The sequence below is a fragment of the Paenibacillus sp. 598K genome (assembly GCF_003851045.1).
GTDB lineage: Bacteria > Bacillota > Bacilli > Paenibacillales > Paenibacillaceae > Paenibacillus_D.
The window spans coordinates 71510-80959 of record NZ_BFBX01000018.1 but is presented as its reverse complement, the minus strand read 5'-3'; the positions used below and the strand labels follow the sequence as shown (position 1 = coordinate 80959).

At 59.3% G+C, this 9450-nt stretch carries 8 protein-coding genes; 1 reads left to right on the top strand and 7 read right to left on the bottom strand.

Annotated elements, in window-relative coordinates:
• Window positions 1-45: 45 nt before the first annotated feature.
• Complete coding sequence (locus PA598K_RS08475; RefSeq protein ID WP_128656535.1) at window positions 46-303, bottom strand: hypothetical protein; 258 nt, start codon at window positions 301-303, stop codon at window positions 46-48.
• A 185-nt stretch (window positions 304-488) separates the two neighbouring features.
• Here PA598K_RS08475 and PA598K_RS08470 point away from each other — a divergent pair, with 185 nt between their 5' ends.
• Window positions 489-1286, top strand: coding sequence for a class I SAM-dependent methyltransferase (locus tag PA598K_RS08470; RefSeq protein WP_128656534.1), 798 nt, complete (start codon window positions 489-491; stop codon window positions 1284-1286).
• A 673-nt stretch (window positions 1287-1959) separates the two neighbouring features.
• Here the strand turns inward: PA598K_RS08470 and ald are convergent.
• The 6 genes from ald to PA598K_RS08440 form a co-directional block, all read right to left on the bottom strand.
• On the bottom strand, window positions 1960-3081 hold the full coding sequence (gene ald / locus PA598K_RS08465) for an alanine dehydrogenase (RefSeq protein ID WP_128656533.1): 1122 nt from the start codon (window positions 3079-3081) through the stop codon (window positions 1960-1962).
• 60 nt (window positions 3082-3141) lie between these two features.
• Entirely contained in the window at window positions 3142-3912 is a 771-nt protein-coding gene (locus PA598K_RS08460) for a DeoR/GlpR family DNA-binding transcription regulator (protein WP_128656532.1), read from the bottom strand.
• A 19-nt stretch (window positions 3913-3931) separates the two neighbouring features.
• Entirely contained in the window at window positions 3932-5326 is a 1395-nt protein-coding gene (locus PA598K_RS08455) for an L-arabinose isomerase family protein (RefSeq protein WP_128656531.1), read from the bottom strand.
• Window positions 5323-6381: an amidohydrolase family protein gene (locus tag PA598K_RS08450; RefSeq protein WP_128656530.1), complete on the bottom strand. Its 1059-nt coding sequence runs from the start codon at window positions 6379-6381 to the stop codon at window positions 5323-5325. Before PA598K_RS08450 ends, PA598K_RS08455 begins: the two co-directional genes overlap by 4 nt.
• Entirely contained in the window at window positions 6382-7821 is a 1440-nt protein-coding gene (locus tag PA598K_RS08445; RefSeq protein ID WP_128656529.1) for a xylulokinase, read from the bottom strand.
• Window positions 7818-9450 (bottom strand): aminotransferase class III-fold pyridoxal phosphate-dependent enzyme (locus PA598K_RS08440; protein WP_260405320.1); only part of this gene is annotated, 1633 nt, incomplete at its 5' end. The genes PA598K_RS08445 and PA598K_RS08440, both read right to left, overlap by 4 nt.

The following is a 9450-nucleotide window of genomic DNA, read 5'->3' as shown; positions in this document are numbered from 1 at the left end:
GCGTGGCACACAACAAAAAACGACAGCCTATGGCTGTCGTTCAGCTTACTGTCTCAATTCTTTAATTTCTTCAATCGATAGGCCGGTTGCTTCCGATATTGTTTGCAGGTCTACATCTCGATCCAAAAGTCGTATAGCTATTTCTCTACTTGTCTCCGATCTACCTTTCGCTTCTGCACTTTCAATACGGGATTGTTCATCGCTTAGCGCCTTCATTCGAGCATCATAAGCCATACGAGCCGCCATATCCTGGCTTAAAAACTCCAGCGTATCCATCGCTTTTTTCAGCATTGGCTCCTTCATCGTCAGCACCTCCCAATCGGTCCTCAATTGTTTTCATTGTACCAATTTATTCATCAGGATTGAATATACTCGCTTAAGCTAAAGGTTACTCAACGCCTCAATGTTCATGTCCCGTTTGCCCCGTTTGCTTTCATCTTAGGCGGTCGATACAATTAAAACTCGAACAATAAGGAGGAGGCACCGGGATGAAAGAGATCGACGCGAATCGTCATGCATGGAGTCAGCTATCCGAGGATCATTACCATACCTTCAAGAAATTGCTGACGGAGAAGAAGCATAAGTTTAACAAGTATATTCAAGCTGAGCTGGGAGACCTGAGCGGCAAGCGCATTATCCATCTACAGTGCAACACAGGTGCGGATACGATATTGTTGGCCCAGTTGGGAGCCCATGCAACGGGAGTTGACCTGGTACCGGACAACATTTTCTATGCCCAAAAGCTGGCCGCGGACCTGAACGTCGCCAATATCGATTTTATTGAATCGGATATCATGAAACTGATGGACAAGCACCATGAGAAGTATGATGTGGTTTTTGTGTCGGAGGGGGCGATCGGCTGGCTTCCCGATCTCAAGCAATGGGGCAAAACGATTCGGCATCTGCTTAAGGATGACGGCTTCATTTACGTGTTCGACTGTCATCCCTTCTTTTTGACGATGGATGAACAGCAATTAGCCCATAATCGGATGGACATCAAGTATCCCTACTTCGGCAAAGAGCCCGATGCGGATGATTATATAGGCGGATATGCGTCGGAAACCAAGCGCGGGGTTACATCGTACTTCTGGATGTACACGATTTCGGATCTTATTAATTCCCTTACGTCCGCCGGACTGCACGTGAACTTCTTCAATGAATTCAAGGAAAATTTTTATGATGCGGGCGGCTTGACCAGCGTGGGCGACGGACTCTACAACTATAGCCACAATCCCGATCGTTTCCCGATGTCGTTTAGTCTGAAGGCCACCGTATATGACCGATAGTTTCGCCTAACCATTTGCTGATGAGGCGCCATGATCAAGCCGTCGGTACGCCAAGCCAACGAATACCTGAGCGTTTCCCCTTACCCATCGCCTCTGTAAAAATACAAACCACCTCACGTCGAAAAGACGCGAGGTTTTTTTATGGCCTCGCGCCGAGTGAAGCTTCCATCCGAACGCCAGCGTCGTAGCTCCGTCGTCGCTCTGACGCTCGCCACGAGAGCGGTAGAATCGCGGGCAGGCATACTGGCTGGGCCGAGCGAGCGCCTTCGAGAAATACATGCAAAAGTGAAAAAGTACGTTTATTTTCGGCGAAACGAATTGAAAACAAGTAAATAAACGCAAATGCCAGGCTGCCCTCAAAAGGCCGAAGAGGCACGGAATCGTTACTGGAGAAGCGAAGCGTTCGCCTTTGTCCCCGGATTTCAACCGCAAAAAGCGGTGAAAAATCAAGAAATCTGGGGACAACAGCGATCGGAAGAACGATCCCGTGACCGTAGGCATTGTTTTGAGGGCAGCCTGAGTATTGCAGTTAAGCAAAACCAGCGACCGCATGAGAATTGCTCCTACGCAAGCCAAGCGCGAATCGGAATGGAGCGAGCCTCACCTCAATACGCAAAACCGTTGAAACGCCCATAGGAACGGTATTTCAGGATCGTGCTACTGGTACCTCTGCTTACAGGCACATCTTCAGATCAGGCGCCGTGTACGCGTAACCGAGCGCATCGGCAACCGGCTTGTTGGTGACCGTGCCGGCATACGTATTGAGACCGGCCAGCAGGCTGTTGTCCTCGATTAGCGCCGGCAGGACGCCTCGGCCTGCGAGCTTCAAGAGATAGGGGAACGTCGCCGCCTCGAGCGCGAAGGTCGAGGTGCGCGGGACCGCGCCAGGCATGTTGGCGACGGAGTAATGGATGACGCCATGCTTCTCGTAGCACGGCTCGTCATGGGTCGTCACGCGATCGATCGTCTCGATCGAGCCGCCCTGGTCGATGGCGACATCGACGATGACAGACCCCTTCCGCATCGACTGGACCATCGCTTCGGTGACGAGCTTGGGCGCTCTCGAGCCCGCGACCAGCACCGCGCCGATGAGCAGATCGGCGTTTGCCACGGCTCGCTCCATATTATAGGTATTGCAGATCAACGTCGATACCTGGCCGCCGAAGATATCGTCCAGATACGCCAGCCTGCTCTTGCTCACATCCAGGATCGTAACGCGGGCGCCCAGGCCGATCGCCATCTTGGCCGCATTGGTACCGACTACGCCACCGCCGATGATCACGACCTCGCCGCGACTGACGCCCGGCACGCCGCCGAGCAGGATGCCCATGCCGCCGTTATACTTTTGCAGCAGCGATGCCCCGATCTGCACCGACATTCGGCCAGCCACCTCGCTCATCGGCGCGAGCAGCGGCAGTTGTCCGTTAGGCAGCTGGACCGTCTCGTAAGCGATCGCCGTTACCTGCCGCTCGACCAACATGTTGGTCAGCTCGCGATTGGGAGCCAGATGCAGATACGTATACAGCGTCTGTCCCGGTCGGAACAGCTCGTACTCGGACTCGAGCGGCTCCTTCACCTTGACGATGATGTCCGCTTGTCGGAACAGCTCTGCCTTGTCGGCCAGCAGCGTCGCGCCAGCCTCCCGATACTGCGCGTCCTCGAAGCCGCTCCCCGAGCCGGCTCCCTGCTCGACGAGCACGGTGTGCCCGCCTCGAGTCAGCTCGCTTACGCCGCCTGGCGTCAGCGCCACACGGTTTTCGTTGTTTTTGATCTCCTTCACCAAGCCAATGATCATTGCATAACCCCCCGCTGATGTGAGGTCGTGTCTGCTCCCCTCGGAGTATCCAGACACGCCCTAGACCAATCTGACTTCGATTCCCAGTTCCTCAAAAGCTGCGATTTCTTCCTTGTTGGCATTGTGATTGGAGATGATGCAGTCGATCTTGCCGATCTCCGAGATATGCGAAAAGTCGGCGCGCCCGATCTTCGTATAATCCGCCACCACAATCGTCTTGTTGACGCGCGCGATCATCTGGCGGTTCAGCTCCGCCTCCATATGATGGTAGGTCGTCACCCCAAACGCCGAGCTCACGCCGTCGGAGGAGAGGATAAGCTTATCCGCCTTGTACTTGCTAAGCTGGCTGATCGCGTCGTCGCCCGAGGTGAATTGGTACTCGGCATTGAAGTTGCCCCCGAGCAGGACGACGAACTTGATACCCGGGCAGTGACCCGCTTCCTGAACGACAGACAGAGAGTTCGTCAAGAGGATGAGATTTTTTTTGTCCTTGAGCTCCCGCACGACATAGAGCGGCGTCGTCCCCGAGCCGAGGATGACCGTATCGCCGTCGCTGATCATCGATGCCGCTTCGATCGCGATCCTGCGCTTCTCCTCCTGATTCGTCTCCATCCGATCGCTGAAGTTCATGTTGTAGTAGCTCTTGTAGTTGCTGATGGCGCCGCCATGCACGCGCTCGAGCAGCCCCTCCTTCTCCAGCGCGTCCAGGTCGCCCCGGATCGTCACCTCGGAGATCGCGAACCGCTTGCTCAGCTCCACGACCTTGACCTTGCCTTCTTCATTGAGCAGGGAGACGATCTCTCTCCTGCGATCCTCGATATTCCAATCCATGTACGGCTCACCTGCCTTATCAGTTAATCACCACCGTCTGCCAGCCCATCAGCTCGCCCAGCTCCGTCATCGCCCGCAGCACGTCGCCGTAGACGATCGCGCCATGATGCGTGCCGCCGTGCCGACTGTATGCGGTCAGGAAGTCCGACACCGGTACGGGAGGCTCGAACCAGCCGCGGATGCTGCCCGCCATCCGGTCCTCTCCCTCAACCTCCGTCATCGTCACAGGCGAGAGGATAAGACGATACGTGCCCTCTCTGCCCGGCGCCAGATTGACATAGACCGCCTCGCCGCCGTGGAATCGGCCATACGCGACGACTGGATTGTCCGCCTCGGTGAACGGGAAGCTCATCTCTCGCAGTACGGGCTTGCCGGAGCAGAGACGCAGGTTCATCTCGCCCATATGGCTGAGGAAGACGCGGTTATGCTTCCAGTCCGGGCAGAACATCTCCGTAAACGACGTGTCCGGGTAGACCGCCAGCAGCGCTCCCACCAGAGCCGCCGTCAGCACATCGCCTTCGCCTGCATAGCCGATCCCTCTGGCCATCGCCTTGCTCGCCTCGAGGAACGGCATGCTCGGCAGCCCCGACTGCCCCGTCACATCGAGGAAGTTGACCGTGAATGCGGTCAGGCGATGCCTCTCGATCAGCCTGCGCATCGTCAGATCGGCGCCCGTCGATCGTCTGTGCGCGGCGAGGTCAAGTCCGTCGGACTCGAATGCGCGACGGTCATCCTCCATCTCCCGCTCGATCTCGCCATCGGAAATATACGACGCTGACGCATCGCCTGCCACATCCGCATCAAGGATGATCGTCTCCAGCCCGATCGTACGGCGCAATGCCTCGGTCGGTACCTCAAAGTCGCCCATCCCGGCAAACGTCTTGCCCAGACGACCTACCCTGGCCCGTCGCAGGCTCGTCGCGACCCGGGCCGCCTTTACGCCCTCGACCACGCGCCCGATCACATCCGACTCCGACCAATGCCCAGCTTCCAGCAGGAACCGCTTGCCGCTGCGCAGCAGCAGATTGCACAGGTCCTGCACGCCGTGGATGCCGTGATTGTACATCAGCTCATCGGGGTGCTGCTGCGGACTGTAATCATACGTCGGCGTCGTATCCAGCACGATCACTGGCAGCTCCGTCGCAGCGAGCACGCTCGACGACTCCAGCGACGGCGAGTACGCCAGATGCAGCGTCACCAGCGCGTCCGCCTCTTGCTGCTCGAATCGATGGACCGCCTCGGCGCACTCGGCCTGCACGCGGCATACGCCACTCCGCAACACCTCGAGCCCCTGCTGCTCGAACGCCTCGGCGATCGTCGCGTAGAACGCCTCGATCCGCGGTCTCATCTGCGGGAAGTAATCGTCATACAACTCGATATATAGCGGCAGCAAGCCGATCCGCAGCTTGTTCATCGGCCGCCCTCCCTGATCTGGTCGATGATGGCTGCGCTATTGTTATAGAATACATCCTCGATGTCCCGTCTGGTCAAGCCCTCGGCCTCGGCAGCCACCCGGAACGCATCGAGCTGCTCGTAGAGGAAAAAGGAAAGCTCCTCTGCCTCAGCGCCGTCGACCTCGCGCATATTGCGATCCCCGGACACATCCCCGTACAGTCCGCGCGGCACCGCATTAATGTATCTCCCCTGCTCGTAGATGCGCTTCATCCGCATCCGTACGATCGGCAGATCGCTGCCGAACAGGATGCGCTGCGGGCCTACCGCCTTGATCAGCTGCTGGAATACATAGGCGTTCGTGTTAGCGCTAAAATCAAACACCATATTGCGTGTCTCGGCCAGAATGTCCAGCGCATCGCCCAGATCCTCCTCGCAGTACGCCCGTCCGACATGGGCGATGATCAGCTTGAGCTGCGGATACATCCGCTCGATCTCCAGCATCTGCGCCAGATTGACCGGGTCCTTGAGCCGACCGTCCCGGGGGATATGGAGCATCGCCATCCAGCCGCGCCGATTCAGTACCTCCAGTTGGTGGGGCGGCAGGAAATCGTAGATACGGATCTCCTTCTCCGGGATATAGGAAGCCGCGTAATTCAAGTATACCTTGCAGCCGAGGAATCCGCCTCGCTCGATGGCCGCTTCGAAGTCGGAGGCGCTCTGCTCCGGCTTGGCTACCAGCAGCGCTGGATACTGGCCGGCGGCGACCTGCTCGCTGACATAACCATTGCCCAGCTCAAGATCCGTCGTGCTCGACACCTGCGAGAACAGCAGCGGCGTCACTTGCTTGCCCGGCAGCATGAGCCGGTACGTCTCGAGCAAATCCTCGATCGAGTTGCTCGAAGCTACGCGCCAGGGCCAGGTGACGGCGCGGACGAGCGAAGGATCGACTGGAGCTACAAAATGCTCCAGCCATACATGTGTATGGATATCGATGATACGCTCCGGCAAAAAACGCTGCAGCTTCTGTTCGTAAAATAAACGGTCGACTTCCTTCACTTCAAATAAGGCTCCCATCTACACCCCTCCGAGATCGCGGTATTGGCTTACAAAAATATCATATTGCTCGTCGTACAACTGTCGGAGCGCCGGGTCCGGCGTCCGGGTCAGGGCCGGGAACGCCATCGCGCGCAACGCGGACCGCTCATCCTCGTACAGCCCTACGCCGATCGCGGCCAAAATCGCGCTGCCTACCGCTCCTGCGCAGGAGCCATTGACCGTGGTCAGCTCGATCCCGAGCACATCGGCGACGATCTGCGGCCACGGAAACGTCTCCGACGGCCCGCCCACCATCGTCACAGAGCGCGCGACGATCCCGGCGGCCTTCATCGCGTCGAGCTTCATGCGGAGCAGGTAGGCCGTCCCTTCCATAAGCGCCCGCGCGATATCCGCAGGGGCTTGACCCTCCAGTCCGCCATCTATCGCCACACGCTCGGGATGCAGGAGCAGTCCGCCCGCTCCGGGCTGTGCGCTAGCCGCCAAGCGGCTGAATATCTCGTAGCGGTCCGACCCAGCCACGATATACCTGGTGATACAGCGGTCCACCGACGTCGCGATCGCAGACAGCGAGAACATCCCGCCCCACGCGCCTGCCGGCTGGAGGAACGGATCGGTCAACAGTCGGTTGCCGATCGCTTGTCGCCGATCCTGCAACGGATAGAAGCCGACCCACGACGTGCCGCAGGAGAGCAGCAGCTGCCCTTCATCGAGCACGCCCGCCCCACGCGCGGCGCTCGGATGGTCGAAGGCTCCTAATACGACGGATGTGCCGGCAGACAGGCCTGTCTCCTCGGCAGCTCGCGCCGCGAGCTGCCCCAGGATCGTGCCTGGCTGGCGGATGCAAGGCAGCTGCTCCTCGGCAATCCCGAGCCTCTCCAGATAGGGAGCATGCCAGCTGCCAGCCTGCTGATCCTGCAGATAGAAGGTCGTCGCCGTCGAGCTGTCGATGCCCCAGACGCCAGTCAGCCGATACAGGATATAATCCGTGCTCATGCAGACTCGCGCCGCGCGATCCAGCAGCTCGGGCTCGTGACATCTGAGCCAGGAGAGATGCGCCAGCGGGAAGCTGTCCAGCAACGGCCAGCCGACCCGCTCATGCACCTCGCCCGCATCTAGCGTACCCATGACGGCCTCGATCTTCCCCCGCGCGCGCTCATCCAGCCAGCTGAACGCTGGCAGCATTGGCCGACCCGACTCGTCGACGAGCAACGTGTTGCCGCTCGCCGAGGCGATGCTCAGTCCGACGATCCCCGCCCGATCCGGCAGCGTCGCCGCCAGCTCGCGGATGACCGTGACGACCCGGTCGTACAGTTCGTCCGCCTCGAACTGCACATGGCCGTCGCCGGAGGACAGCAGCTGCGTAGGACGATGCGCTCTGGCCGCGATCGCGCCTGCGGCGGAGAGCAGGACGCCCTTGACGGCCGAGGTGCCGATATCCAGTCCGATGAGATAACTCATGCCCTCGCCGCCCCGCGTGCGTCGCCGGCGAGCTGCATGAGCGCCTCGTCCATCTTGCCCAGCATATAGTCGAGCATAGCGGGCGTGGCGATGATCGGCGGCTTCGTCAGCGCAGTCGGCGGGCACTGGGCCTTGTACGTCTGGGCGCTGATATCGATACAGCTGCCGTTCAGCTGCGCCGTGAATCGGACGACCTGCTCCGCTTCATGGAAAAAAACCGTAGCGAGATGGCCGCTCCCCTCAATGCGCGAGATCAGCGACGGATAACGCGCCCCCAGCTCCCGCAGCTTCGTCTCGTAATACTGGCCCATGCGCCCGGTATACTCCGCATTCTCCTCGGCGAAGCACATCGTGATCAGATAGGCGAGCGCCGCCAGCTCCTCCTGGCCATTGGTGACGAGCGCTCCGAACTGGCTGAGCGTATCCATCTCGTGCGTCGTCAGGATGCGGGACGCCGAGTATTCCCCTCCGGGGAAGCCCTTGCCGATGATGACGAAGTCAGGGTCAAGCCCGTACGCTCTGCACAGGAACATTCCCGGATACCACATGCAGGACTGAATCTCGTCGCACATGACCGGCGTATCGTGAGCGTGGCAAAGCGCGTAGGCCTGCTGGAGAAACTCGGGCTCGAGCTTGATGCCGCCGTAGTTCATCATAATAATCTCGTGGATGAAGCCCGCCGTCTTGAACGGCGGTCGATTGTACTGCTCGAACTTGGCCCGGAAGTCGTCGATGTCATTGATATTGACCGGACACACCTTGAGGATGCCCGCCGCCTCCATCTTGTCGTACAGCTCCGGCCATAAGCCGCGCATCGTCTGAGCGATCACAGTCGTGCCATGATAGTTGGCCCTGCCCTTGCCCTCGTTGTCCGCGATGACGAAAAATACAGGCGTGCGCCCCTTGTGCTGCGGCTCCGGGCTATGCTCCTCCAGCTTGTAGAAGCGCGCCAGCATCATCTTGATCCCGGCCTCGCAGGCCAGGGAGCCGGTATCGAGATTGATGACGCGATTCAGCACATGAGGCTGCTCGGAGGCCAGCACCGCCTCCAGCGTTCCCTCGTCCTCAGGCGCGAGGCCGTTCACCGTGCGGATCAGCTCCCGCTCCAGCAGACGCGTAATATGGCCCCGGGTGTTGTTGTGCGTCGCATTGGTAATGCCGAGCTGTCTGGCCCGGTCGATGAGCTGATAACCCGGGAAATTATGTCCGAGCGGGATATGGTAATGCTCGCTCTTGGCGGCCAGATACAGTCGGCCGTCCTCGCCGAGCCGAAGGTAGCCGAGTCCGCCGAGCGGGCTCGCTTGCGGATTGGCGGCTTTGCGGAAGGATGTCGTCGGCGCCCCGGAGCTGGAGGCTGCCAGCGGCGCTATGACGCTCTGGCCGACCTGGGACAGCAGACCGTCCATCTTCTCCCTGTAGGCCTGCGGCATAAACTCCACCTCATCGTACGCCAGCTGCCGCGCCTCTTCGATGTCCATATCCTTGAAGATCGCGGCCCCTGCCATGACCGATGCCATGTACTCCTCGCCCAGCAGCTGCGCCAACGATCGCTTCACCGTCTTCATCGTTTCTCCGCCCCTCTTTTCAGACTTTTGAAAAATAATGCCTCCGGTCACGGGATCGATCTTC

Coding starts and splice junctions, on each gene's coding strand:
- ald (WP_128656533.1), bottom strand. CDS start 3,081: ATGATCATTGGCTTGGTGAAGGAGATCAAAAACAACGAAAACCGTGTG.
- PA598K_RS08460 (WP_128656532.1), bottom strand. CDS start 3,912: ATGGATTGGAATATCGAGGATCGCAGGAGAGAGATCGTCTCCCTGCTC.
- PA598K_RS08475 (WP_128656535.1), bottom strand. CDS start 303: ATGAAGGAGCCAATGCTGAAAAAAGCGATGGATACGCTGGAGTTTTTA.
- PA598K_RS08450 (WP_128656530.1), bottom strand. CDS start 6,381: ATGGGAGCCTTATTTGAAGTGAAGGAAGTCGACCGTTTATTTTACGAA.
- PA598K_RS08445 (WP_128656529.1), bottom strand. CDS start 7,821: ATGAGTTATCTCATCGGACTGGATATCGGCACCTCGGCCGTCAAGGGC.
- PA598K_RS08470 (WP_128656534.1), top strand. CDS start 489: ATGAAAGAGATCGACGCGAATCGTCATGCATGGAGTCAGCTATCCGAG.
- PA598K_RS08455 (WP_128656531.1), bottom strand. CDS start 5,326: ATGAACAAGCTGCGGATCGGCTTGCTGCCGCTATATATCGAGTTGTAT.